General features: G+C 67.1%; 19 protein-coding genes. 10 read left to right on the top strand and 9 right to left on the bottom strand.

Annotation, left to right across the window (positions count from 1 at the left end):
* Positions 1–111 precede the first annotated feature (111 nt).
* The 4 genes from ACYQ3G_RS09560 to ACYQ3G_RS09575 all read right to left on the bottom strand — a co-directional run bounded on the left by ACYQ3G_RS09560 (position 112) and on the right by ACYQ3G_RS09575 (position 7891).
* Complete coding sequence (locus ACYQ3G_RS09560; RefSeq protein ID WP_459825301.1) at positions 112–1395, bottom strand: TRAP transporter large permease; 1284 nt, start codon at positions 1393–1395, stop codon at positions 112–114.
* Positions 1392–1862, bottom strand: a complete 471-nt coding sequence (locus tag ACYQ3G_RS09565) for a TRAP transporter small permease (protein ID WP_459828307.1) — start codon at positions 1860–1862, stop codon at positions 1392–1394. Before ACYQ3G_RS09565 ends, ACYQ3G_RS09560 begins: the two co-directional genes overlap by 4 nt.
* 91 nt (positions 1863–1953) lie before the next feature.
* A complete protein-coding gene (locus tag ACYQ3G_RS09570) occupies positions 1954–2970 on the bottom strand; it encodes a DctP family TRAP transporter solute-binding subunit (RefSeq protein ID WP_459825304.1) in 1017 nt (338 codons plus the stop codon).
* A gap of 376 nt (positions 2971–3346) precedes the next feature.
* On the bottom strand, positions 3347–7891 hold the full coding sequence (locus ACYQ3G_RS09575; protein WP_459825307.1) for a glutamate synthase-related protein: 4545 nt from the start codon (positions 7889–7891) through the stop codon (positions 3347–3349).
* A gap of 136 nt (positions 7892–8027) precedes the next feature.
* Here ACYQ3G_RS09575 and ACYQ3G_RS09580 point away from each other — a divergent pair, with 136 nt between their 5' ends.
* The 4 genes from ACYQ3G_RS09580 to ACYQ3G_RS09595 all read left to right on the top strand — a co-directional run bounded on the left by ACYQ3G_RS09580 (position 8028) and on the right by ACYQ3G_RS09595 (position 12302).
* A complete protein-coding gene (locus tag ACYQ3G_RS09580) occupies positions 8028–8369 on the top strand; it encodes an HU family DNA-binding protein (RefSeq protein WP_281168269.1) in 342 nt (113 codons plus the stop codon).
* A 105-nt stretch (positions 8370–8474) separates the two neighbouring features.
* On the top strand, positions 8475–9404 hold the full coding sequence (gene cysK, locus ACYQ3G_RS09585; protein WP_459825310.1) for a cysteine synthase A: 930 nt from the start codon (positions 8475–8477) through the stop codon (positions 9402–9404).
* Between the two features lie 2 nt (positions 9405–9406).
* Positions 9407–10300 (top strand): serine O-acetyltransferase EpsC, encoded by an 894-nt coding sequence (gene epsC / locus ACYQ3G_RS09590; protein ID WP_459825313.1) that lies wholly within the window; start codon positions 9407–9409, stop codon positions 10298–10300.
* An 850-nt stretch (positions 10301–11150) separates the two neighbouring features.
* The gene (locus ACYQ3G_RS09595) at positions 11151–12302 is read left to right on the top strand and encodes an iron-containing alcohol dehydrogenase (protein ID WP_459825316.1); all 1152 of its coding nucleotides are present in this window, start codon (positions 11151–11153) and stop codon (positions 12300–12302) included.
* Between the two features lie 48 nt (positions 12303–12350).
* Here the strand turns inward: ACYQ3G_RS09595 and ACYQ3G_RS09600 are convergent, their stop codons facing one another.
* Positions 12351–12680, bottom strand: coding sequence for a J domain-containing protein (locus tag ACYQ3G_RS09600; RefSeq protein ID WP_459825319.1), 330 nt, complete (start codon positions 12678–12680; stop codon positions 12351–12353).
* Positions 12665–14380: a potassium channel family protein gene (locus ACYQ3G_RS09605; protein WP_459825322.1), complete on the bottom strand. Its 1716-nt coding sequence runs from the start codon at positions 14378–14380 to the stop codon at positions 12665–12667. Before ACYQ3G_RS09605 ends, ACYQ3G_RS09600 begins: the two co-directional genes overlap by 16 nt.
* A 180-nt stretch (positions 14381–14560) precedes the next feature.
* Between ACYQ3G_RS09605 and ACYQ3G_RS09610 the strand changes: the two genes are divergently transcribed.
* The 3 genes from ACYQ3G_RS09610 to ACYQ3G_RS09620 all read left to right on the top strand — a co-directional run bounded on the left by ACYQ3G_RS09610 (position 14561) and on the right by ACYQ3G_RS09620 (position 17349).
* Entirely contained in the window at positions 14561–15043 is a 483-nt protein-coding gene (locus ACYQ3G_RS09610) for a GNAT family N-acetyltransferase (RefSeq protein WP_459825325.1), read from the top strand.
* 81 nt (positions 15044–15124) lie between these two features.
* Positions 15125–15787, top strand: a complete 663-nt coding sequence (locus ACYQ3G_RS09615; protein WP_459825328.1) for an HAD family hydrolase — start codon at positions 15125–15127, stop codon at positions 15785–15787.
* Complete coding sequence (locus tag ACYQ3G_RS09620) at positions 15784–17349, top strand: NAD(P)/FAD-dependent oxidoreductase (RefSeq protein ID WP_459825331.1); 1566 nt, start codon at positions 15784–15786, stop codon at positions 17347–17349. Before ACYQ3G_RS09615 ends, ACYQ3G_RS09620 begins: the two co-directional genes overlap by 4 nt.
* 58 nt (positions 17350–17407) lie before the next feature.
* Here the strand turns inward: ACYQ3G_RS09620 and ACYQ3G_RS09625 are convergent, their stop codons facing one another.
* On the bottom strand, positions 17408–17959 hold the full coding sequence (locus ACYQ3G_RS09625) for a hypothetical protein (protein ID WP_459825334.1): 552 nt from the start codon (positions 17957–17959) through the stop codon (positions 17408–17410).
* 430 nt (positions 17960–18389) lie between these two features.
* Here ACYQ3G_RS09625 and ilvB point away from each other — a divergent pair, with 430 nt between their 5' ends.
* From ilvB to greA, 3 genes are all read left to right on the top strand, one after another.
* Positions 18390–20069 (top strand): acetolactate synthase large subunit, encoded by a 1680-nt coding sequence (gene ilvB / locus ACYQ3G_RS09630; protein WP_459825337.1) that lies wholly within the window; start codon positions 18390–18392, stop codon positions 20067–20069.
* Positions 20062–20346, top strand: coding sequence for an acetolactate synthase small subunit (gene ilvN, locus ACYQ3G_RS09635; RefSeq protein ID WP_459825340.1), 285 nt, complete (start codon positions 20062–20064; stop codon positions 20344–20346). Before ilvB ends, ilvN begins: the two co-directional genes overlap by 8 nt.
* 153 nt (positions 20347–20499) lie before the next feature.
* On the top strand, positions 20500–20988 hold the full coding sequence (gene greA, locus ACYQ3G_RS09640; protein WP_459825343.1) for a transcription elongation factor GreA: 489 nt from the start codon (positions 20500–20502) through the stop codon (positions 20986–20988).
* A 264-nt stretch (positions 20989–21252) separates the two neighbouring features.
* Here greA and ACYQ3G_RS09645 read toward each other — a convergent pair whose 3' ends face one another.
* Positions 21253–24462 (bottom strand): PAS domain S-box protein, encoded by a 3210-nt coding sequence (locus ACYQ3G_RS09645; RefSeq protein WP_459825346.1) that lies wholly within the window; start codon positions 24460–24462, stop codon positions 21253–21255.
* A complete protein-coding gene (locus ACYQ3G_RS09650; RefSeq protein ID WP_459825348.1) occupies positions 24462–24812 on the bottom strand; it encodes an SUI1 family translation initiation factor in 351 nt (116 codons plus the stop codon). The genes ACYQ3G_RS09645 and ACYQ3G_RS09650 overlap by 1 nt, the downstream gene beginning before the upstream one ends.
* Positions 24813–24861 lie beyond the last annotated feature (49 nt).

Genomic DNA, 24861 nt, shown 5'->3' on the forward strand with positions numbered 1-24861 from the left:
CCGGCCGGACGAACCGCATGTCCGTCCGGCCGAGTTCTTCACATTGAAACGCGTGGGTGGGCTGGATTTGGGGCCCCGCGGCGTCGCGGGATTTCCGAGCCGGCGCCGGGGTCAGAGATATCCCAGGTAGCCCGGCACCAGGAGCGTCAGCTGCGGCACGAACATGACCAGCAGCATGGCGAGGGTCATGGCCAGCACGAACCACAGCACCCACGGCACGGTCTCCTCCATGCCGATGCCCGCGATGCGCGTCGTGACCATAAGGTTGAGGGCCAGGGGCGGCGTGAACTGCCCGATGGCCAGGCTCATGGTCATGAGCACGCCGAACCATACGGCGTTCCAGCCGAAATGGGCCATGACGGGCAGCAGGATGGGGATGAAGATGAACAGGATGGACACGCCGTCCAGGAACATGCCGGCGATGAACAGCACCACGATCACGGCCAGCAGCGTGACCGTTTCGTTGGTCGAGATGCCGATCAGCGCGTGGCCCATGGCCTCGAAGGCGCCCAGCGTGCTGCCGGCCCAGGCGAAGACCGAGGACAGGGCGATGATCAGCATGACCACGGCCGAAACCTCGGCCGATTCGATGAGCAGCTCGTACATGCTTCGCAGATTCAGCGTCCGGTAGACGAAAAAGCCGACGAACAGCCCGTAGAAGACCGCGGCCACGGCGGCCTCCGTCGGGGTGAAGTAGCCGGACCTGATGCCGCCCAGGATGATGACAGGTGCGAGCAGCCCCCAGACCGCCTCCTTGAAGGCGATGAGGATGCTCCCGCAGGTCGCGCCGTCGTCGACGAGGCCGAAGCCGTGCCGCACGGACAGGGCCCAGGCCGGGATGATCAGCGCCAGCCCCGCCAGGAAACCGGGGATGAGGCCGGCCGCGAACAGGGCCGGCACGGACGCCTGCGGCACGAGCACGCTGTAGAGGATGAAGGCGATGGACGGCGGGATGAGGATGGCCGTGGACCCGGCGGCTGCGATGAGGCTCGACGAGAAGGCCTTCGGGTACCCGGCGGCTGCCATGCCCGGAATCATGACCATGGCCACCGCCGCGGCGTCGGCCGGGCCCGACCCGGAGATACCGCCCAGGACCATGCAGACCATGATGGCCGCCACGGCCAGGCCGCCGCGCAGGGGGCCGACCAGGGCCACGGTGAAGTTGACCAGGCGCAGGGCCACGCCGGAGCGCTCGAAGACCATGCCCGCGAAGACGAACATGGGAATGGCCAGCAGCGGGTACTTGGCCACGCCCGTGTAGACGCTGATGGGCACGGACAGCAGGCCGAGCTTGGCCGCGGCGATGGCCGCTGCGCCGGACAGCCCCATGGCCGTGGCCAGTGGCACGCCGATGATCATCATGGTCGCGAACAGGCCGAAAAGGAGTATGGTCATGCCCGCTCCCCCCGCCTGAAAAGCGTCAGGACCAGGCGCAGCACGATGACCGCCGCGAAGGCCGGCAGCCAGATGCTGTACCACCATTGCGGCACGCCGAGGGCCGGCGAGGTCACTTCGAACGAGTAGTCGTCCCAGGCCGCCAGGACGCCCAGCCACGCCAGCATGGCGAACATGGCCATGTTGCAGCACCAGGCCAGCGCGTCGCACACCCTGCGGCCGCCGGCGGGCAGGGCGTTGACGAAGAGGGTGATGCGCACGTGGCGCCCTTCGGCAAAGGCGGACACGGCGCCTATGAGGGTCAGGACCATGAGCAGGAAGACCGAGACCTCTTCGGTCATGGCGAAGGAGACGTTGGTGCAGTAGCGCATGACGACGTTGGCGCCGGTGATGAGCGTCAGCGCGGCCATGACCAGCGCGGCCAGGGCCCGCTCGATGCGCGCCGGCTGTTTCTTGTTGGGTTCCATCACGAGAAATCCTTGAGATGCGTCAGTGAAAGGGGCGCAGCCGCCCCCGCATACGGAAACGGCCCGCCGCGGGGGGCGGGCCGTCCTGTCCCTAACGGGATGCGGCGATGGCGTCTTCGGCCTTCTTCACCAGATCCTTGCCGACGATTTCCGCCCACTTGTCGAACACGGGCCGGGTGGCTTCCCGGAACGGCTTGCGCTGCTCGTCCGTCAGGCGGGTGATGGTCACGCCGTTTTGCTCGATTTCCTTGAGCAGGGCGTCGTCCTCGGGCGTGATGCCCTTGCGCGCGTCGACCAGGTTTTCGGCCGCGGCCTGCTTGGCCGCTTCAGCCACGACGGCGCGGTCCCCTTCGCTCCACTGGGCCCACACTGTCTTGCTGACGACGAAGAACAGGGGATCGGCCATGTAGCCCCACAGGGTCAGGTACTTCTGCTCGACGGTGTGCAGCTTGGCGGCGTTGAACACGGACAGCGGGTTCTCCTGGCCGTCCACGGCCTTGGTGGCCAGGGCCGGCTGGGCGTCGGCCCAGCTCATCTGGGTCGGGTTGGCGCCCAGGGCGGTGAAGCCGTCGATGAAGATGGGGGAGCCGACGACGCGGATCTTGAGGCCCTTCAGGTCCGCCGGGGACGCGATGGGCTGCTTGGAGTTGGACAGTTCGCGGAACCCGTTCTCGCCGATGGCCAGGGGCACCACGCCCTGCTTGTCGAGGATGGCGAACAGGTCCTCGGCTACGGGGCCGTTGATGAGGGCGTCGAAGGCCTTCTCGTCGGGCGTGAGGAAGGGCAGAGAGAAGAGGTTCAGTTGCTTGATCTGGGGAGACCAGTTGATGGACGAGCCGACGGCCAGGTCGATCACGCCCTGGCGGATGGCCGTGAATTCCTTGGTCTGGTCGCCGCCGACGAGACTGGTGCCCGGATAGACCTTGATGTTGATGCGGCCTTCGGTCTTTTCACGGACCAGGTTGGCCCAGCGCTCGGCGGCTCGGCCCCACGGGAACGCGGGGCCGAGCACCGTGGACAGGCGGTATTCCGCCTTGTACTCCGCAGCGCAGACCGTAAGCGATGACAGCACCAGACACAGCACGACCAGGACAACGCACTTTTTCATGCACAACACCCCTGTGAAAAACGTTAGCTGAATGGAGAAGACCCGACATCGCGCCCCGCAGCGGCTCTTGTGAAGCCGGCTGCCGCGCTGCTCCGGTCTGCGCCGCCGTCCTGTTGGGAGGCGCGCACCGTGCCACCTGGCACAGGGAGAAGGTAGGGCGCCACTGTGATGGCGCTTTACCGATAATCTTTTGTTGCGCGGCTGTTGTAGTAGCGGGGAAAGGATAACGTCAAGTCGATGGAAATAAAGTTTTGAACCGCGACGGCGCGACACGGGCGTCGAGGGGACGCCCGATGCGGACGGCGGCGGGCTTAATGAGCGGGGGGCGGGGCGGAAAGCACGGCGCCGGGCGGGTTGCCCGGCGCCGTGGGCGTTTCTATTCCGGTTTGATGCCGGTGCTCGAACCCGGCACGATCTTCACGAAGCGGCTTTCGGCCTCGTCGGCCAGGGCCTGGACCAGGTCGGCCTCGGCGTCCTGGAAGCTCTGGCGCAGGGAGGCCGTATATTTGCCCAGAAGTTCCCTGATCTGCTCCGCATCGTCGCCGTCAAGGCCGCGGATGACCACGTGGGCGCCGCGGGCGAAGCGGTGTCTCAGACTCTCGCGGCCGAAGCCGTGTTCCGGGTAGAGGCACTGGTAGACGACGCCGCCGGTCATGCCCGCGCACATCCACGGGCCCGGGTCGCCCAGGACCACGGCCCGGCCGCCGGTCATGTATTCGAAGGCGAAGCCCTTCAGGTGCGCGCGCGAGGCGATGTTGCCCAGTTCGTCGCGCACCGGCGCGGTGATGCGGCCGCCGAAGATGGCGTCGGCGCCGGACATTCGGATGCAGGCGCGTGAGTCGGCGAAGTTCTGGACCACGACGGTGCCGGACAGGGCGCCGTAGGCCAGGGACTTGCCCACGGAACCGTCCACGCGCTGGCCCAGGATGTTGGCCCCTTTGAGGATGCAGACCCGGCCGCCGCGCGCGCCCTTGGCGATGCCGTCCTGGCCGCCGCCCTGGACGCAGGTGCTGATGCCGTCGACGTTGAAGGCGCACAGGCCGTTGCCCGGCACCGAGGAGTCGAGCATGAGGTCGACCTTGGCGCCGTCGCCCTCGCGGACCATGGCGCCGGCCAGGTAGGTGCCCACGGCCCGGTCCACGGAGCGCACGTTCTCCTCCCGGTACTGCACGTAGCCGCAGCCGTCGCGGGCCGTGGAGAGGGCCATGTCGGAGATGAGCCGCGTCAGGTTGTCCAGGGGCTTGCGCACGATGCGCGGCACCGGGCAGTAGGCCTGCATGGCGTCCATGGGCGCCGGGACGAGGAGGTCCGTCAGGTCCACCTTGTCCTTGCCCCGGGCCTGGACCAGGAGGTCCGTGCGGCCCACCAGGTCGGCCAGGCGCCGCTCTCCCAGGCCTGCCAGGATGTGCCGGATCTGGTCGCCGAAGGCGCGCAGGAGGCGGGCCAGGTTCTCGGCCTCGACCTCGCCCTGCAGAGGCTTGAAGAGCTTCACGCCGCGCTGCTGGGCCTCCTCGATGCTGCGCAGTTGGGTGGAGATGCCGCGCGGGCAGACGTCCAGGTGGCACTGCTCGCAGCTGATGCAGCCCACGCCCATCAGCGCCACGGTGCCCACGCCGACGCGGTCGGCGCCGAGGCAGACGAGTTTGACCACGTCGGCCCCCGAGCGCACGCCGCCGTCGCACCAGATCTCGACCTGGCGACGCAGGCCTGCCTCCACCAGGCCGCGGTGGGCCTGGGTCACGCCGATCTCGACGGGCAGGCCCACGTACTTCTTGGCGTGCTCGCGGGCCGCGCCCGTGCCGCCCTCGAAGCCGCTGATGTTGACGATGTGCGCGCCCGCCTTGGCCACGCCCACGGCGATGGTGGCCACGCCGCCCGTGACCGGGATCTTGACGGAGATGCGCGCGCCGGGGTTGGCGGTCTTGAGCTCCGTGATGATCTGGCAGAGGTCCTCGATGGAGTAGATGTCGTGGTGGTTCGAGGGCGAGATGAGGGCGATGCCGGGCTTGCAGTGCCGGGCCTGGGCCACCATGTCCGTGACCTTGGAGCCGGGCAGGTGGCCGCCCTCGCCGGGCTTGGCGCCCTGACCGATCTTGATTTCGAGGTACCGGGCCGAGTTCAGCAGTTCGATGGACACGCCGAAGCGTCCCGAGGCCACCTGCTGGCCCCGGTTCTCGCGGTACTTGCCGAGCATGTCCGGGATCTCGCCGCCCTCGCCGTTCATGCAGATGATGTTCAGCTTGCGCGCGGCCTCGGCGTAGGCCCTAAACGAGCTTTCGCCCTGGGAGCCGAAGGACATGGCGCTGATGAGCAGGGGCATGGCGTGCTGGCCGATGGAGATGTCCACGGCCTCCAGGGGCAGGGGGGCGGCGCTGCGCGGGGCGATGTCCAGGAGGTGGCGCAGGCCCACGGGGGTGTCGCGGTCGACCTCCTCCAGGCCTTCGGCCATCTGCAGGTAGCCGGTCTTGCCCACGGCCACGGAGCGCAGGATCTTGCCGACGCGGGCGTTGCGCTTGGGGTCGGCCGGCAGCTTGCCTTCCAGACCCTCCCGGACCAGGGCGATGCGCCGCGCGGCCCGACTTTCCAATTCGGCGTAGCCCAGCCCCGCCGCGTCGGACGAGCAGAAGTTGGCGCAGCCGAAGACCTCGGCCAGCTCGGCCTTGAGGCCGATGGACGAGAAGATGCGGCCGTACCCGCACAGCTCGTGGATGCCCATGGTGGACATGATCTTTTCCACGCTGGCCTGCAGGGCGGTCAGGGTGTTGGACAGGGTGCGCTGCAGCCCTTCGGCGTTCTCGGCCTGGGCGTAGGCCTGCTTCCAGAGCATGTAGGGGTTCACGGCCGCCGCGCCCAGGCCCAGGACGAACATGACGTCGTGCATGTTGCGGATGGCGCCGCTGCGCACGATGAGCGAGGGCAGCCGCGGGATGCGCCCCGATTCGGCGGCGCGGCGCAGCCGGGCCGTGGCCAGGCCGGGGTCGATGTAGCAGCGGCCGTCCACGAAGCTTCGGCTGTCGTCCAGGACAAGGATGGCCGCACCGCCGGCCACGGCCCGCAGGGCCTCCGCTTCCAGGGCCTGCAGGCGCTTTTCGAGGCCCTCGCCGGGCACGAAGGTCGCGTCGAGGATGGCCAGGCGCGACGGGTCGCGCTGCTGGGCCGTGAAAAAGTCCAGGACTTGCTCCAGGGTGTGGGTGCCGTGCTCGCGGCACACGGCCAGGATGTCCAGGGAGGACAGGGCCGGCGTGAACTCGCCGCCCAGCAGGATGGGCGTCTGCAGGCGCAGGCCCACGGGCGGTCGGTCGGGATTGTCGGGCCGGTCGCCGAGGATGACGGCCGTGGAGAAGTGCTCGGCCTCGCGCTCGCGGTCGATGGCCGGGTTGGTGACCACGGCCACGTTCTCCTTGAAATACTCGCTGACGTTGGACAGGCCGTCGGCCTCCAGGCAGGCCAGGGGGCCCTGGTGGCCCATGGAGCCGATGGGCCCCTTGCCCGTGGCGGCCACGTGCTTGCGCATGTCCTGGTCGTACTTGCGCCAGCCGAAGGCGGCCAGGACCGTCGTGGCGTCGTGGCCGGGCCGGTCGTCGAAGACCTGCCTGTCCCGGAAGAAGCGGCGCAGGTCGCGGCAGCTGCCTTCGGGGCAGGCCAGGATGGGCTCGGGGATCTCGCCGTGCAGGTTGTCGGCCAGATGGGCCAGCCGCCCCTGCTGGAAGAGCCGCAGCAGGCGCTCCTGCAGGGCGCAGTGGTCCACGACCTCGCCGCGCTTGCCGGGCCCGGAGACCACGGCGATCTTTTCGCCGGGAGCCAGGGGGCGCGGGTCGTGGATGGTGTTCTGCAGGTCCACCACGCCCTTTTCCGAGGACAGGAAATAGTCGTAGTCGCTCTCGCCGAACCACAGGGGCCGCAGCCCCAGGGCGTCGACGCTGCCCATGCATGTGTCGCCGTGGCGCGAGACCACGGCCGCTGGCCCCTGGGCCGAGGGCATGAAGAACCAGCGGTAGAATCCGTACATGCGCCGCAGCTCGGGGCTCATGTGTTCCACTTCCGAGTGGATGGCCGGGAAGACCATCTCCAAAGCCTCCATGAACTCGAAGCCGTGGAGGTGGATGAGGCCCTCCAGGATGCGGTTCAGGTCCTGGGAGTCGCTGCCGCCGGGCGTGGGCGTGATGCCCAGGTCCAGGGCCGAGGAGCGCATCTTCTCGATGGTGTTGATCTCGCCGTTGTGCCCCAGCAGCGAGAAGGGCTGGGCGCGCTCGGCCGTGGGCAGGGTGTTGGTGGAGTAGCGGCTGTGGCCCAGGGTGATGATGGACTTGCTGGCCGGGTCGCGCAGGTCGGGGTAGACGCGGGGCAGCAGGTCGGGCGTGCCGCGCAGCTTGTAGACGGCGCTGTCGAGGTTCAAGGAGCAGACGTGGGCCTCGGGCGCGTCGCGTTCGACGGCCGTCTGCATGGCGAAGAGCCTTCTGGCCCCTTCCTGGCGCGTTTCGTCGCGGACCAGGCCGCAGACCTGCCAGAAGAGAGGGGCTTCGGCCCGGGCCATGGGGCCCAGTTCACCGGGCTGCATCCGGTCGTCGGCCTCGACGAGCACTTCGCTGCCCTCGCCGGTCAGGATGGCGCGCACGCGTTCCTTGGCCTCGTCGGCCCCCGGGCCTGCGGGCAGGAAGAAGTGGCCGACGAAGAAGCCCCGGCTCTCGCTCAGGTGGCGGCTCAATCCCGCGTCCTGCAGGCGCTGCCCCCAGATGGCCCGCGGGATGTCCGTCAGGACGCCGCAGCCGTCGCCCTCGCTGTTGATGTCGCCCGAGCGGTGGGCCATCTTCTTCAGGGCGTCTATGGTCTTGACTATGTTGGCGTGAGTGGCCCGGCCGCGCTTGTCCACAAAGGCGATGATGGCGCAGGCGTCACGTTCTTCGACGAGGCGATGTTTCATGCGGATTCTCCGGAAGGTGTGTCAAATCGATACTCGTTTATATGCATGAGATGCAGACGCGGCCATTTTAATAAATATTTCACAAAGCTTGAGGAAAGTCTTTACCGGCCCGCCTGGATTGCCTATATACTGAATCATAGAAAATCGCCATTCCCCGCGCTCAAACCCCGAGGTTCACATGGAAAGGACCGACTTGATTGACCGGCTCCGCAAGGAGATGGGATATTCCGACGAAGAGGCGTCCCGTGTCGTGGACGCCATGATGGAGAGCATGACCGAGTCCCTGAGCCAGGGAGACAGGATCACCCTGCCCGGCATCGGGACCATGGCCGTGGTGGACCGCGCCCCGCGCAAGTCCGTCGACCCCGAGACCGGGCAGGAGACGGACAGGCCGGTCCGGGGCATCAAGTTTTCGCCCGGCAAGCGCCTCAAGGACGCCCTCACGTCCCTGGATTTCATCACCAAGGGCCTGGAGTAGTTCCGCTCTCCCAGCGTTGTGCGCCGGCCTCTGGCCGGTTTTTTTTGTCTGGACTTCGCCGTGGCCATGGGTCATGCCCAGGCTTTCCCGCTTCGAGGAGGAAACATGAAGATCGCCAACTCCATGACCGAACTGGTCGGCAACACCCCCCTGGTGCGGCTGAACAGGATGACCGAGGGCTGTCTGGCCGAGGTCGTGGTCAAGCTCGAATTCTACAACCCCTTGTCGTCCATCAAGGACCGCATCGCCCTGAACATGATCGACGAAGCCGAGCGGGCCGGGCTCATCCGCCCCGGCACGGTCCTCGTCGAACCCACCAGCGGCAACACGGGCGTGGGCCTGGCCTTTGTCTGCGCCGTGCGCGGCTACCACCTCATCCTGACCATGCCCGAATCCATGAGTGTCGAACGGCGCATGCTGCTGGCGGCCATGGGTGCCGAGCTGGTTCTCACCCCGGCGGCCAAGGGCATGGCCGGGGCCGTGGCCGAGGCCGAGAGGATTCTGTCCTCCATGGAAGACGCCTTCATGCCCGGACAGTTCGTCAACCCCGCCAACCCGGCCATGCACGAGCGGACCACGGCCGAGGAGCTGTGGCGCGACACCGACGGCCGCATCGACGCACTTGTGGCCGGCGTGGGCACGGGCGGGACCATCACCGGCGTGGGCCGGACCCTCAAACGCCGCAAGGACGGTTTTCTGGCCGTGGCCGTGGAGCCCGCCTCCTCGCCGCTGCTGAGCCAGGGCACGGCCGGGCCGCACAAGATCCAGGGCATCGGCGCCAACTTCGTGCCCGAGGTGCTGAACCGCAAGGTCATCGACCGCATCGTCACCGTGACCAACGAGGACGCCATGGCCACGGCCCGCACCCTGGCCCGCGAGGAGGGCATCCTCTGCGGCATCTCCTCCGGCGCCAACGTCTGGGCCGCCCTGCAGCTGGCCCGTGAGCCGCAGATGGAAGGCAAGCTCATCGCGGCCATCGTCTGCGACACGGGCGAGCGCTACCTTTCCACCGAACTTTTCGCTTCCCAGAGCTGAACATGGCAAAATATCTGAAGATCGACAGTGTCCTTTCGGGCGTGGTGGAAAGCCTTTGCGCCCCGGAATCCTACATGGGCGTCTACCACCAGCCGTCCTTCGGCTCGCCAATGCCCTCGGTGGAACTCCTCTCGGACATCGTCGAGCGTCTGCGCTCGGTGCTTTTCCCCGGCTTTTTCAAGGAGCCCTTCATCACCCCGGAGAACATGGCCTACTTCGTCGGCTCCAAGCTGGAGAAGGTCCGCCGCGAACTGACCAAGCAGGTCGAGCGCGGCTTCTGCTTCGCCTGCGACAAGGACGAGCACGCCTGTTCCGCCGATTGCGCCGTGCGCGCCGAGAACATCTGCAACCAGTTCCTGCAGACCCTGCCCCACGTGCGCCGCCTGCTGGCCACGGACGTGCAGGCCGCCTTCGCCGGCGACCCGGCGGCCAAGAACCCGGGCGAGACCATCTTCTGCTACCCGTCCATCCGGGCCGTGACCAACCACCGCATCGCCCACGAGCTGCACAAGCTCGGCATCCCGCTCATCCCGCGCATCATCAGCGAGATGGCCCACTCGGCCACGGGCATCGACATCCACCCCGGCGCGACCATCGGCGAGTCCTTCTTCATCGACCACGGCACGGGCACGGTCATCGGCGAGACGTGCATCATCGGCCGGAACGTCCGCCTCTACCAGGGCGTGACCCTGGGCGCCAAGAGCTTCCCCAAGGGCGAGAACGGCCATCTGGTCAAGGGCATCGCCCGCCACCCCATCGTCGAGGACAACGTGACGGTCTACTCCGGGGCGACCATCCTCGGCCGCATCACCATCGGCGAGGGCGCGGTCATCGGCGGCAACATGTGGGTCGTGGACGACGTGCCCCCCGGGGCGAAGATGTACCGCAACCTGTAGGCATTGCTGCCACGCCGCGAACAAAGCCGCTTCCGCAAGGTCGCGGCTTTTTTCGTGGCATTCGCCGGGAAAGGCCGGGTTGTGGCCATGCGCAGGGCGGGGTATGGAGCGAGTTCGGACGGTGGATTCCCGCCTCCGCGGGAATGACGCTGTTGCAGGGCGGGGACAGCCACCATCGTTCCTCGTGTGGAATGAGGACGGCGCACGACCTGGGTTGTGGCCATGCGCAGGGCGGGGCATGGAGCGAGTTCGGACGGTGGATTCCCGCCTCCGCGGGAATGACGCTGTTGCAGGGCGGGGACAGCCACCATCGTTCCTCGTGTGGAATGAGGACGGCGCACGACCTGGGTTGTGGCCATGCGCAGGGCGGGGCATGGAGCGAGTTCGGACGGTGGATTCCCGCCTCCGCGGGAATGACGCTGTTGCAGGGCGGGGACAGCCACCATCGTTCCTCGTGTGGAATGAGGACGGCGCACGACCTGGGTTGTGGCCATGCGCAGGGCGGGGCATGGAGCGAGTTCGGACGGTGGATTCCCGCCTCCGCGGGAATGACGCTGTTGCAGGGCGGGGACAGCCACCATCGTTCCTCGTGTGGAATGAGGACGGCGCACGACCTGGGTTGTGGCCATGCGCAGGGCGGGGCATGGAGCGAGTTCGGACGGTGGATTCCCGCCTTCGCGGGAATGACGCTGTTGCAGGGCGGGGACAGCCACCATCGTTCCTCGTGTGGGATGGGCACGGCGCACGGCCCGGGTCACGAAGTCATCCCCGCGAAGGCGGGGATCCATGCCATTCTAGGTGATCGACGGTTGCACCGCCGTGTAGCGTTTTCAAGCAGACGGGAGGTTCCATGGCATTCACGTTCTCCACTGCCCGCATTCTTTTCGGCCCCGGATCGGGTCTGGAAATAGCCGCGCAGGCCTACCGCCTGGGGAGGCGCTGCCTGCTGGTGACCGGAAGCCGGCCCGAGGGCTGCGCCTGGCTTGCCGACGACCTGTCCGCCGTCATGGACGACGTGTTCGTCATTCCCGTGAGCGGAGAGCCTGAAGCCGCAGCCATTGCCGCGTTCGCCCTGTCGGCCAGGGCCAGGGGGTGCGACGTGGTGGTGGCCGTCGGCGGCGGCAGCGTCCTGGACGCGGGCAAGGCCCTGGCCGCCCTTGTGCCTAACACGGGGGACGTCTTCGACTATCTCGAAGTTGTGGGGCGGGGCATGCCCTTCGAACAGTCGCCCCTGCCACTCATCGCCGCGCCGACCACGGCCGGGACGGGTTCCGAGGTCACGGCCAACGCCGTGCTCCTGTCCAGGGCGCACGGCGTCAAGGTCAGCCTGCGCTCGCCCGAGATGATCCCGCGCCTGGCGGTGGTCGACCCGGAACTGGCCGTGTCCCTGCCGCCGCGGCAGACCGCGGCCACGGGCATGGACGCCCTGACCCAGCTCATGGAGGCTTTCGTCTCCCACGCCGCGAGCCCCCTGACCGACCCCCTGTGCCGGGACGGCATGGTCCGCGCCGCACGCTCCCTGCGCCGGGCCGTGGCCGACGGGACGGACCTGGCGGCGCGCTCGGACATGGCCCTGGCCAGCCTCTTTTCCGGCATGGCCCTGGCCAACTCCAAACTCGGCGCCGTGCACGGTTTCGCCGCCCCCCTGGGCGCCATGCTCGGGGCCGCCCACGGCGAGATCTGCGCGGCGTTGCTGCCCCACGTCATGGAAGCCAACATCGCGGCCCTGCGCGCGACCGATTCCGCGCACCCGATCCTGGGCCGCTACGCCGAGACCGGGCTGCTGCTTGCCGGCGAGCGCGACGCCTCGGCCGGGGTGCGCTTCGTACATGCGTTGTGTCGGGACCTGGGCGTCAGGAACCTGCGCGCCCTTGGACTGGAAGAGGGGATGGTGGACGATGCGGTCCGCAAGGCTGCCGGAGCGTCGAGCATGAAAGGCAATCCGGTCGTCCTGGATCATGGCCGCCTGTCGGCCGTCCTGCTCCTGGCGCTGGATGGCTGAGGCGCGAAGCCGCCGTGCGCCGTGGCTCCGCCGCATCCCGCGCAGCGGTCACGTGCGGCCGCTGCCCCACAGAGGGTCCTGGCCGAAGCGGTCCGCCCACCATTCCTCGTCGGACAGATGCCTCCGCAGCTCCTCCTCGGAAAAGGAGTACTGGTAGGCATCGCAGTAGCAGGAGATGAGCCTGTAGGCTGCGACGATCCTGGCCGTCATCTCGGTGCACGCCTCGCTGTCTTCGGGGTGCGTGTCGGGGTGCCAGCGCTTGAGCAGGCGTGTGTAGGCCGTCCGGATTTCCTTTCTGGTCGCCCGGTCCTGCAGTTCGAGCAGGTTCTTGGCGGCGGTGAGTTCCGCGTACGAAGGGTTTTTCATTTCCGTGCGCATGCGGACTCCTGGTACCGCTCCATGAATTTCTTCTCGGCCTCGGCTGTGGCGATGAGGATGAGTTCGTCCGTCGCCTCCGTCACGGTGTCGGGGTCGGGGTTGATGAGCATGGCCTCGCCGCGCCTGATGGCGATGACGCTGCAGCCCGTTTCCTCCCGGATGTCCTGGTCGTGCAGGGCCTTGCCGGTGTTGGCCTTGCCCGGCTGGGAGCGGAAGATGTTCAGCCCTTCGGAGATCATGAGCAGCTTTTCGGGCTTGAGCAGGTTGATGATGGTCGTGGTGCACAGCGACGCGTAGGACATGACGAGGTTGGCCCCGGCGCGGTGCATGGTGTTGACGTTGCGGTCCAGGCTGGCCCGGCTGATGATCTGGGCGTCGGGCCTCAGGCGGCGGCAGTAGATGGTCAGGAAGATGTTCAGGTCGTCGTCGTGGGTGGTGATGATGATGGACGGCGTGTCCTGGATGCCCGCCTGGATGAGGACGTCCAGATCCGACGCGCTGCCGATGATGAGGCGCTCGTCGCCCGGGATTTTCGGCGCTTTTTTCTCCACGATCCTGTAGTCGATGCCCCGCCCGGCCAGGGTCCTGGCCACGGACATGCCGACCCGTCCGCCGCCGAGGACCAGGACCGGCCCCCTGTTTTCGGGGTCGCTCTGTCCCGCGCCCACATGCATGTCGTAGCTGTCCAGCTGCGCCCGCGAACCGGCCAGAACCAGGACCGTCGAGGCCTCGATGACGGTCCGCGGTCCCGGCAGGCGGATCTGCCCCTTGTCCAACACGCCCACGACATTGACCCCGGTCAGTTGGCGCAGTCGGCTCTCGGCCAGGGTCTTGCCCTGCAGCGGCGAGTCCGAGACCGGAGCCTCGGCGATGAGCAGTTCGTTGAAGGCGCCGATGACGTTGGCCTTCGTGTTCAGCCCCAGGACCCGTCCGGCCAGGACCTCTCCGAGCTTTTTCGTGAACTGGAAGGTGTGCGTGCTGCCCGCCAGGTCGAGGATGTCGACGGAGTCCTCCATGTCGGCGTTGGAGATGACCGGCACGGTGTCGTTGACCTCGCGGATGGTGAAGATGATGTTGGTGCTGGCCACGTCGTCGTTCATGACCACGACCATGGCCGCGTCGTGGACGCGCAGGCGGTTGTAGGTCTCGGGGTCGTCGACCTCGCCCACGACCACGTTGAGGCCCGTGTCGTGCAGGTTCAGGGCCTGCTGCAGGTCGGCCACGAGGATGACGTTGGGGATGCCGTACTGGTCGAGTTTGTCGACCAGGTTGAGGGAGACGGCGTCGAAATGGGTCAGGATGACATGGCCGCGGACACCTTCGGGCACGAAGCGCGGGGCTCTGGCCCTGTTCTGGGCGTCCAGCCAGGGCGCGTAGAAGAACTGGATGAAGGTGAAGGGGAAGACGATGAGCAGGAAGACGACACCGCTCAGCATGACGATGATGGAGAAGAGGCGTCCCAGGTCCGAGGTGAAGGTGATGTCGCCGAAGCCCAGGGTGCTCATGACCGTCAGGGTCCAGTAGAGGCCCGTGAGCCAGGAGTGCTTCTGCCCTTCGTAGGCCATGACGAAGTGGAAGATGACGGTGTAGAAGAGGAAGAAGCCGAGCAGGATGAGCAGGAACCTGTTCATGAGGCGCGTGTTGCTTCGCTGCTTGGCGCGGTTGACCAAAGCCGTCATCTGCGAGACCAGGAATTTCATGTGCGTCCTTCGGTGTTGGCGTTGAAACGTGAGCCTAGCCCAGGATGGCCGCGGGGATCAAGGCGGATCGGCGGCGTCATCGCCCATCCAGGCTCCCGCCGTCGCATCGGCCCCATGCGGTTGACAGCGCGGACGCGTCGGGACATCAGCGGGTTTCTTCACGCTTCAGGGAGGCCTTTCATGGAAATACGCGACGTCGACGACGCAAACATCCACGTCTATCTGAACCTCTGTCAGGCCTACGAGGCCGAGTTCTCGGCCATCACCGGCAAGATCCCCGGCCCGGACGGGATGTACGCCCTCGACACGGCCCTGGGTGGGCCTGTCAGGGGCTATCTGCTCCACTTCGACGGCTCCCCCGTCGGCTTCGCCGCCATCAAGGTCGCGGAAGGTGAGGGCTGCGAGGTCTGCGAGTTCTACATCGTGCCGTCCATGCGGGGGCGCAGTCTGGGCAAGGATTTCGCGAGCCGTCTTTTCGCAGCGCACCCAGGCCCCTGGCAGGTCAAGCAGCTTCGGGATGCGGGGTACGCCACCTGCTTCTGGTGCCGAGTCATCGACGAATTCACGGGGTGCGAGTACTCCCAGGACGAGTTCGACGACCCCTATTGGGGGCGGGTCGTGCGCCAGTGCTTCGTTTCCGTTCCTTCCGCCGCAGGGCGCTGACTCGGGGCGCCACAGTCGACGCTGGCCTACCGGTCGATTTGACTCTTGCTTCCTGCCCCGTTCGGCCTTAGCTCCTTCCCCATGAACACCAAACGCCCCGCGGCCGTCCTCTTCGACATGGACGGCCTGCTTCTCGACACCGAGGTCACCCTCAAGCGGATCTGGCAACGCGAGGCCGCCCTGCTGGGTTTCGATCTCGACGACGCGCACTATGCCCATCTCGTGGGCGTGCCCAATGTGCTGTGCGAGCAAAAGCTCATGCGATGGTTTAAGGATTTTCCCCTCGACGAGTTCCGGCGCAACTGGAAGGCGGCGCGCGAGGCAGAGCGCAGGACGGCGGCCATCCCGCCCAAGGATGGCGCCCTGGAGATGGTGCTGTGGCTCGAAGGACAGGGCGTGCCCATGGCCCTGGCCACGTCCTCGTCGCGCGAGGCCGTGGAGCGCAACCGCGAGGCCTGGCCCGAGCTCTTCCGCTTTGCGGCCACGATGACCGTCGAGCAGGTCGAGCGCCCCAAGCCGGACCCGGACATCTACCACCGGGCCAGCGCCTGCCTCGGGGTGCGCGCGGCGGACTGCGTCGTGTTCGAGGACTCGAACCCCGGCATGCGGGCGGCCATAGCATCCGGCGCCCGGGCCATCATGGTCCCGGACCTGGCCGTACCTGAGGACGACGTGCGCCGGGGGGCCGCGGCCATGTACCCGTCCCTGTCCCGGGCACTGCTCATGCGGGAGGAATGGTTTTGACGAATCAACGGACATCGACGACCGACACGGTTCACGTCGAGATCCTGGTCGAACCCGACCGGATCGGCGACGCCGCGCACATCCGCGCTCAGGCCCTGGCCAAGGCCGGGCGCCCGGACAGCGACCCCGCGCCCGTGCGCGTGGTGCGCCGCTCTATCGACGCCCGCGCCCGCATGCCGCGCTTTCAGCTGCGCGTGGCCGTGGGCGGGGAGGAGCGGGGCGCCTCGATCTTCCGGCCGGCTCCGCTTGGCGGGAAACGGGCGGTGGTGGTCGGAGCCGGGCCCGGCGGGTACTTCGCCGCCCTGACGCTTCTGGAGGCGGGCATACGGCCCGTGCTTCTGGAGCGCGGCCGGGACGTGCGCTCGCGTCTGAAGGACGTGAAGAGGATCTATTCCGAAGGGCTCATCGACCCGCATTCCAACTACTGCTTCGGCGAGGGCGGGGCCGGCACCTATTCCGACGGCAAGCTCTACACCCGTGCCACCAAGCGCGGCGACGTGGACCGCATCCTGGACCTCTTCGTGTCCTTCGGGGCATCGGAAGACATCCGCGTGGACGCCCACCCTCACCTGGGCTCCAACGTCCTGCCGCGACTCGTGCGGGGCATGCGCGAGGCCATTGTGGCCGCCGGCGGCGAGATTCATTTTGGGGCCCACGTGTCCGACCTCCTCCTCGACGGGGGCAGGGTGCGGGGCGTGCGCCTGGCGGGCGGAGAGAGCGTCGAGGGCGACGCCGTGATCCTGGCCACGGGGCATTCGGCCCGCGATGTCTACCACCTCCTGCAGCGGCAGGGCGTGCGCATCGAGGCCAAGCCCTTTGCCCTGGGCGTGCGCATCGAACACCCGCAGGCCCTGGTGGACCGCATGTTCTACCACCAGTCGCCGCGCCATCCGGCCCTGCCCGCGGCCAGCTACCGGCTGGCCTGCCAGACGGCCGAGCGGGGCGTCTTCTCTTTCTGCATGTGTCCGGGCGGGTTCGTGGTGCCGGCCTCCACGGCGCCGGGCGAACTGGTCCTGAACGGCATGAGCCTGGCCAGCCGCAGCGCGCCCTTCGCCAACGCCGGACTGGTGGCCGAGGTCCGGCCCGACGACGTCGCGGAACGCGATCCCCTGGCCTTGCTGCACTTCCAGGCTTCGGTGGAGCAGGACATGTTCCGGGCCGGCGACGGGACGACGCAGCGCGCCCCGGCCCAGCGCGTGCCGGATTTCCTGGCTGGGCGGCTGTCCGGGGTCCTGGGCAAGACCTCCTACATCCCCGGGGTATACGTGGCCCCGCTGCACGAGCTGCTGCCCGGCTTCGTGGCCCGCGCCCTGCGCGAGGGGCTGTCCATCCTCGGCGCCAAGCACAAGGGCTTCGACAGCGCCGAGGCCACGCTCCTGGCCGTGGAGTCGCGCACGAGCTCTCCGGTGCGCATCCCGCGCGACCGCGAGACCCTCATGCACCCGGAGGTGTCCGGGCTTTTTCCCTGCGGGGAAGGGGCGGGTTATGCGGGCGGCATCGTCTCGGCGGCCATGGACGGGGTGGCGGTGGCGCAGGCGGTGCTGCGGGAGATGAAAAAATAGGTCCCACGGGCCGTCCGGGACCCATGGGACCTCTTCAAAAGGCGGGTGCGTGAAGCCGCTATTTGCCGAAGGACTTGGCGAACAGGTCGGCGATGGCCTGGCGGCCGTTGTCTTCCAGGAAGCGGGTGCCGGTGCCGCAGAAGTGGTGGTTGGTGATGGTCGGGGTCTCGCAGCGCTCCCAGATCTCGCCGGTCCACTTGTGCCAGGCGTTGCGGACCTGGCCGAAGGCGTAGAGGGGCTTGTTGCAGATCTTGGCGAACTCGGTGCCCCAGCCCGTGCCGCCCTTGACCGTGCCGTCCTCCATGATGGTGCCGACGACGAAGACCTCGTGGCCCGAGTCGATCTGGTACATGATGGTCTGCAGGATGCTGCGCATCGTGGGCGCGTTGGTGAAGGTGCGGTTCAGCAGCTTCGAGACGTAGCTCAGGCTCACGTCCTTGCGCATGAGTTCTTCGGGGGTCAGGACTCTCAGGCCTCTGGAACGTTCGATCTTGTGGCCTTCGAAGGTGAAGGTCACTTCCTGCACGCCGAATTTTTCGGCCATCAGGCCGAATTCCGCTTCCGCTCCCGGTGCGCCGCCGCTGAAAAGCGTGTATTCCGATGTGGGCATGAGCCCTCCTCTGTGTGGTTGAAGGTGAACACGAAGATTGGCCGCGGGCTCACTATGCCCGCATCGCGGGTCTGAATCAAGGCCCGGCGCGAATTCGCCGCGCTGACCGGGCGCGGCCGCATGAAGGTGTTTTTTGACCTGCCGTCCCTTCGCGGTCAAGAGTCCCTTGACATGGAATTTCGAAAGTCATAGGCACGAATCATTCGATACTCGATTACCCGAAATCCCGAGGAACATCCCATGAACCGCATCTGCAACGCCTTCGTCAGCCTAGTCGTAGTCGTCGTAGTATGCGTAGTTAGGGACGCCCTGACGCTGTAACGGGATTTGGACGACGATTCACCCCCGCCAGCGCAGGCGCCGGCGGGGGTTTTCCTTTTTCGGCTCACCCCCTCGCCGGTCAACGGACGAGCCGAACAAGGAGTGCACGATGTTTTCCATGACCGGCGCGCAACTGACCATCAGCCTTCTCGAACGCCAGGGCATCCGCACCATCGCGGGGATTCCTGGCGGCGCAAATCTCCCTCTCTACGACGCTCTCTCGCGCAGTACGCGCATCCGCCACGTCCTGGCCCGCCACGAACAGGGCGCCGGCTTCGCGGCCCAAGGCATGGCCCGGGTCACGGGCCGCCCGGCCGTGTGCTTCGCCACCTCCGGCCCCGGCGCGACCAACATCCTGACGGCCATCGCCGACGCCAAGCTCGACTCCGTGCCCGTGGTCTGCATCACCGGCCAGGTGCCCCGGGCCATGATCGGCACCGACGCCTTCCAGGAGGTGGACACCTACGGCATGAGCATCCCCGTCACCAAGCACAACTTCCTGGTGCGCGAGGCCGCCGACCTCCTGCGCGTCATCCCAGAGGCCTTCGCCATCGCGGCCTCGGGCCGCCCCGGTCCGGTGCTCGTCGACATCCCCCGCGATGTGCAGCTGGAAACCGTGACGTTCGAGGCCTGGCCCGAGCCCGGCGAAAAGGACCCGGCTCCGGCCTTCTTCGACGCCGACTTGGAGTCGGCCGTGAGCATGATCGACGCGGCCAGGCGGCCCGTGCTGTGGGTCGGCGGCGGGGTGGTGGCCTCGGGCGCGGGACGGGAGATTCTTGAACTGGCCGAGCGCGCGTCCATGCCCGTGACCTCGACCCTTATGGGCCTCACGGCCGTGCCCCACGACCACCCCCTGAGCATGGGGATGCTCGGCATGCACGCCCAGCGCCACACCAACATGGCCATGGAGGCCTGCGACCTCATCGTGGCCGCGGGCGTGCGCTTCGACGACCGGGCCACGGGCAAGGTGGCGGAGTTCTGCCCCCAGGCCCGGGTCATCCACATCGACATCGACCACAGCGAACTGGAAAAGCTTCGGCCCGCCTCGGTGGCCATCCTCGGCGACGTGGGCGACGTGCTGCGGGCCATCCTGCCCAAGGTCTCGCAAGCGCCTCGTCAGGAGTGGCTCGACTACATTGCGGCTCTCAAGCGCGCCTTCCCGTCGTGCATCCCGGACAAGGGCGGGCACGCCACGCCCCAGGAACTCATCCGCCGCGTGGGCGAGCTGTGCGGCGACACGGCCGTGGTCGTGACCGATGTGGGCAAACACCAGATGTGGGCGGCCCAGAGCTACCCCTTTCAGCCCGGCATGTCCTGGCTGACCTCGGGCGGCCTGGGGACCATGGGCTTCGGCCTGCCCACTGCCATCGGCGCGGCCCTGGCCGCCCCCGAACGCAAGGTCGTCTGCGTGAGCGGCGACGGGAGCCTGCTCATGAACATCCAGGAGATGGCCACGGCCGCCGAGCAGGGCGCGGACGTGACCGTCGTCCTGCTGAACAACGTCTGCCTGGGCCTCGTGCACCAGCAGCAGGAACTCTTCTTCAAGGCCAACTACTTCTCGTCCCTCTATGAGGTGAACGTCGATTTCCCGCGCATCGCCCAGGGCTTCGGCTGGAAGACCTGGGACCTGGCCGGCGCGGCCGACCCCGACGCCGTGCTGCGCGAGGCCCTGTCCCACAAGGGGCCGGCCCTGATCCACGTGCCTGTGGACCGCGACGAGAAAGTCTGGCCCATGGTCCCTCCCGGGGCCGCCAACAGAACCATGCTCGGAGGTGAGAACCATGAGTAGCCCGCGCACCGTCCTCGATGTCCTTGTCAGCAACCACCCTGGCGTCATGTCCCACGTCTGCGGGCTCTTCTCCCGGCGCGCCTTCAACGTCGAAGCCATTCTCTGCCTGCCCTTGAACGGCGGCGGCGAGAGCCGCATCTGGCTCCTGGTCAACGAGGACGACAGGCTGGAGCAGATGATCCGCCAGATGCGCAAGCTGCAGGACGTGCACGACGTGCGTCTGCGGCCCTTCGCGACAGAGACCTTCGCCCGCCTGGGGGAGGTCATGGCCGATTGAACCGTTGCGCCCCTTGACCCGCAGTGCCCGATGCACTACGTAGGGTGCAGTTTTGCTTTTGAAAAGACGACCCCGCTTTGCCCGTCAGTCCATTGGCGGGCAAAGCATCTTTTTTTATTGCCATATGACAATCTCTGCACAGTAAGGACGACGATGAACAGGATTCCCATTTCAGTCGAAGGCTACAAGCGCTTGGAAAAGGAACTGGACGAACTGAAGAAGGAACGGCCCGCCGTCATTCAGGCCATCAAGGAGGCCCGCGAGGAGGGCGATCTGCGCGAGAACGCGGGGTACGACGCGGCCCGCGAGCGCCAGGGCCTGCTTGAGGCCCGGATCAGCCACATCGAGTCGCGCATGATCCGCTTCGACGTCATCGACATCGACACCCTGCAGAGCGACCGGGCCGTGTTCGGCGCCACCGTGACCCTCGAGGACATGGATACGGGCGACCAGAAGACCTACACCCTGCTCGGCCCCGACGAGGCCGACCACACCAAGGGCACCATCTCCATCGAATCCCCCGTGGGCCGCGCCCTGCTCGGCAAGCAGGAGGGCGACGAGATTTCCGTGCAGGTCCCCAAGGGCCGCGTGGACTACGAGGTCGTCTCCGTGACTTTCCAGGGCACGGCCGGTCTCAAGTAGACGGACTGCGTAAAACGCGTTTGACATGACCTCCGCGGGGCGACCTGCGGAGGTTTTTTTGTGCGCGTTTTGGGGGAAAGAGTGGATTCCCGCCTGCGCGGGAATGACATGTGGCCTGGCCGCGGGATGCGTTCTTCCGCCGGCTTGGACGAAGTACGTTCTGACGGGCCGCCTCACCGTCATTCCCGCGCAGGAGGGAATCCATGCCTTTCGTCGTGCCGAGTCATGCCGTACGCCAAGCGGGGCGTCGCGGTCCGTCGGGAATCAGAAAAAACGGTGCAGCAGGGCCTGCAGGCGGGTGTGGTCGAAGGGTTTGGAGAGGTAGGCGTCCATGCCGGACGACAGGAATCGCTCTTCGTCACCGGCCATGGCGTGGGCCGTCAGGGCGATGATCGGGACCCGGGCGTAGGGCGCGAAGCGGGCGTCGGTGCGGACGATGCCCGTGGCCTCCATGCCGTCCATGTCCGGCATCTGGATGTCCATGAGCACGATGTCGATGCCGGGGGTCTGCAGGCAGTCGAGGGCCTCCAGGCCCGTGCGCGCGCAGACGACGCTGTGGCCCATCTTTTCGAGCATGCGCCTGGCCATGGTCATGTTGACCACGTCGTCCTCCACCAGCAGCACGTGCAGGGGGCGGACCTCGTCGGCCGGGGCGGCGGTTTCGACCTTCCTGGCAGGCATGGCTTCGGACCGCAGCATGGGCAGGACGAAGAAGATGGTCGTGCCTTCGTTCTCGACGCTCTCCACGGAGATGTTGCCGCCCATGAGGTGCACGAGCCTGCGCACGATGGGCAGCCCCAGCCCGGTGCCCTGGTAGCGCCGCGAGTAGCTGCCGTCGACCTGGGTGAAGGACTCGAAGATGTAGTCCAGCTTTTCCGGCGGGATGCCGATGCCCTGGTCCCGGACCGCGAAGAGCAGGCGCTCGTGATCGTTGGTCCGGCCTACGGGCCAGGCTTCGAGGGTGACTTGGCCTGAGTCCGTGAACTTGAGTGCGTTGCCCATCAGGTTGAAGAGGATCTGCCGCAGGCGTCCCTCGTCCCCGACGAAGCGCCCCAGGCTCTGCGGTTTTTCCAGGTGCAGGCGTATCCTCTTGTCCATGGCCAGGGCCTTGAAGAAATTCACGGCCTGCCCCAGCAGATCGTCCAGATCGAAAACCCGTTCCAACAGCTCCATCTTGCCCGCGTCGACCTTGGTGAAATCGAGGACGTCGTTCAGCACGCGCAGCAGGTTGCGCGAGGACTCCAGGGCCGTGCGCAGGTATTCCGAGAGTTCCGGGGGCGCTTCGGACTGCAGGCAGAGCTGCAGCATGCCCATGATGCCGTTCAGCGGCGTGCGTACCTCGTGGCTGATGTTGGCCAGAAATTCGCTCTTGGCCCGGTTGGCCGATTCCGCCGCCTCCTTGGCCCGGATGAGGGCCTGCTGGGTGCGCTGGCGTTCCGTCACGTCATCGAAGGCCACGGCCAGCTTTTCGCCGGGCAGGGCGAAGGCGTGGAGGCGGAAGTAGCCCTTGATGCGCTCGTCCTCGTAGCGGTGGGCGTCGCAGTTGAAACGGACCTTGGTGCGCAGGCAGTTCAGATACGTTTCGAGCATGGTCCCGCGCGGCCAGATGTCCGTGAAGAGCATGCCCCGGGCCTCCGACAGTTGGCGGCCGATGAGGCGCAGGGCCACGGGGTTGGCGTTCTCCAGGACGAGATTGTCGGGCCCGTGGGGCTTGTAGATGAAGAGGCCCGAGGGGATGTCCCGGATGATCTCCTCGGCCGTCTGGGAGAACTCGTCGTGCCGCTGGCGTTCGATGGCCAGGGCGATCTGCTCCGAAACCTCGAGCATGATGTCCAGGTCATGACGGGTGTACTGCTTCGCGGTGGCGTAGTTCTGCACGATGAGCGCGCCGATGCCCGCTCCGCGCACCGTAAGGGGGACGCCCATCCAGCTTCGCGGGACGCCGCCCACGACCGTGAGCTTTCCGGCGTCGGACAGGGCGCGCATGTCATCGCCGCTCAGGATGTTGGGGATGTTGCCGCGCATGAGTTCGAGGGTCAGGCGCCGGTTTTCGGGGTCATCCACGTTCTCGATGCGCGGGGAGGCGCTCGCGATGTCGGTCGTTTCATCGACCCAGTAGGGGAATTCCAGGGAGTTCCGGTCGGTGTTGAGGATCGCCGTGATGAGGTTCTTGGCGTCGATGGCCTCGCACAGGATCGCGTGCACGCTGCGCATGAGGGCCGAAAAATCCGCTGTGGAGTGGGCCGCCTCGTGGATGCGCAGGCGCATGGAGTGCAGGAGGGCGCTGCGAGCCAGGGTGTCGCCGGCCTTGCGGATGGCCGTGATGTCCACGCCCATGCAGGTCACGCCCGTGACCACGCCTTGGATGTCCGTTTCGGTCACGGTGTTCCAGCGGATGAGCAGGCGCCTGCCATCGCGGGTCAGGATCTCGGCGTCGAACTCGCGGGGATCGGCGGGCGCCGTGTCGGAGGCGGCTTCGAGGACCGAGCGCATGGCTTCGCCCTGATCCGTTGGCACCAGCTTTTCGAACCAGTCGCGGCCGAGCAGTTCCGCGTCGTGCCAGCCCGTCAGGCGCTGCAGGTAGGGGTTGGCGAAGACGATGCGGTCACCCGGGTCCAGAGTGACGGCAATGAAGTTGATCCGCTGCAGGAGGTTCTGGAAGCGCTTTTGCGACTCCATGAGGGCCAGTTCGAAGCGCTTGCGCCGGCTGATGTCCTCCATGGTCCCGAGCAGGCAGGGCTCGCCCGTGGCCGCGTCCCGGATGAGGCTCGCGTTGAGGGAGACCCAGATGACCGCTCCGTCCTTGCGCTTCATGCGTGTCTGGAAGCCGCGGATGCTCCCGTGCTCGTGCAGCAGTTCCAGATAGCGTTCGCGGTCTTCGGGGTCGACGTAGAGCTCGCGGTCGATGTTGCCGATGGAGGCCATGAGTTCCTCGGGGCTATTGAAGCCCAGGATCGAGGCCATGGCGGAGTTGGCGCTCAGGAAGGCGCCGCTTGGAGTGGTCTGGGAAATGCCCTCCAGGGCGTGGTCGAAGATGGAGCGGTAGCGGGCTTCGCTCCGGCGCAGGGCGTTTTCCGTGTTGCGCCGGCGGGTTACGTCCTGGAAGGTGCCGGAGACGATGCTCATCGCCCCGGTTTCATCGGCCTCGAATTCGGCCCGGATATGGGCCACGCGCGGGGAATCGGTCTTCAGAACGTAGCGGATCTCGATGCGGAAGGGGCGCCCGGTGACGGCGCTGATGCGCATCTTGCGCAGGAAGCGCGCCCGGCTCTCCTTGACCAGGAGCTTCAGGAAATGGTCCAGGGACGGGGAGACCTCGCCGGGTTCGAAGCCAAGCAGGTGATACATCTCGTCGGACCAGAAGGTCTGCCCCGTACGCATGTCGTGCTCGAAGGACCCGATGCGCGCATGGCGCTGGGCGCGTTCGAAGTGGGCGAGACGGCGTTTGAGAGAGAGTTCGCTGTCGCCCTGCATCAGTTCCCCGATTTCTTGGCGGCGATGCCCAGGCCGGCGAGATGGGCCAGCAGGGCGTCGCGGTGCTCGCCCTGGAATTCGAGCACCCCGTCGCGCAGGGTGCCGCCGCAGCCAAGTCGCTTCTTGCAGGCCGAGAGCAGGTCTCGAAGCTGCGCTTCGTTCATGGACAGGCCGGTCACGACGGTGACTCCGGCGCCCTTGCGACCCTTCGTCTCCCGCCCGACGCGCACGGGCCCCGCGGCCGCGGCGGGTTTGGCCGACTTGGCGGCGCAGACGCAGGTCGGTCGGCCGCATTTGCGGCACACGGTATTTTCGGTGGAATAGACTGTCTTGTAGGCGTCTTTGGACATGGAATTTCACCCTCACGGCGGCAGTGGCGCGTCAGACATTGCGGCAAAG

This window comes from Desulfomicrobium salsuginis, from assembly GCF_054657795.1.

Coding starts and splice junctions, on each gene's coding strand:
- ACYQ3G_RS09560 (WP_459825301.1), bottom strand. CDS start 1,395: ATGACCATACTCCTTTTCGGCCTGTTCGCGACCATGATGATCATCGGC.
- ACYQ3G_RS09565 (WP_459828307.1), bottom strand. CDS start 1,862: ATGGAACCCAACAAGAAACAGCCGGCGCGCATCGAGCGGGCCCTGGCC.
- ACYQ3G_RS09570 (WP_459825304.1), bottom strand. CDS start 2,970: ATGAAAAAGTGCGTTGTCCTGGTCGTGCTGTGTCTGGTGCTGTCATCG.
- ACYQ3G_RS09575 (WP_459825307.1), bottom strand. CDS start 7,891: ATGAAACATCGCCTCGTCGAAGAACGTGACGCCTGCGCCATCATCGCC.
- cysK (WP_459825310.1), top strand. CDS start 8,475: ATGAAGATCGCCAACTCCATGACCGAACTGGTCGGCAACACCCCCCTG.
- epsC (WP_459825313.1), top strand. CDS start 9,407: ATGGCAAAATATCTGAAGATCGACAGTGTCCTTTCGGGCGTGGTGGAA.
- ACYQ3G_RS09595 (WP_459825316.1), top strand. CDS start 11,151: ATGGCATTCACGTTCTCCACTGCCCGCATTCTTTTCGGCCCCGGATCG.
- ACYQ3G_RS09600 (WP_459825319.1), bottom strand. CDS start 12,680: ATGCGCACGGAAATGAAAAACCCTTCGTACGCGGAACTCACCGCCGCC.
- ACYQ3G_RS09605 (WP_459825322.1), bottom strand. CDS start 14,380: ATGAAATTCCTGGTCTCGCAGATGACGGCTTTGGTCAACCGCGCCAAG.
- ACYQ3G_RS09610 (WP_459825325.1), top strand. CDS start 14,561: ATGGAAATACGCGACGTCGACGACGCAAACATCCACGTCTATCTGAAC.
- ACYQ3G_RS09615 (WP_459825328.1), top strand. CDS start 15,125: ATGAACACCAAACGCCCCGCGGCCGTCCTCTTCGACATGGACGGCCTG.
- ACYQ3G_RS09625 (WP_459825334.1), bottom strand. CDS start 17,959: ATGCCCACATCGGAATACACGCTTTTCAGCGGCGGCGCACCGGGAGCG.
- ilvB (WP_459825337.1), top strand. CDS start 18,390: ATGTTTTCCATGACCGGCGCGCAACTGACCATCAGCCTTCTCGAACGC.
- ilvN (WP_459825340.1), top strand. CDS start 20,062: ATGAGTAGCCCGCGCACCGTCCTCGATGTCCTTGTCAGCAACCACCCT.
- greA (WP_459825343.1), top strand. CDS start 20,500: ATGAACAGGATTCCCATTTCAGTCGAAGGCTACAAGCGCTTGGAAAAG.
- ACYQ3G_RS09645 (WP_459825346.1), bottom strand. CDS start 24,462: ATGCAGGGCGACAGCGAACTCTCTCTCAAACGCCGTCTCGCCCACTTC.
- ACYQ3G_RS09650 (WP_459825348.1), bottom strand. CDS start 24,812: ATGTCCAAAGACGCCTACAAGACAGTCTATTCCACCGAAAATACCGTG.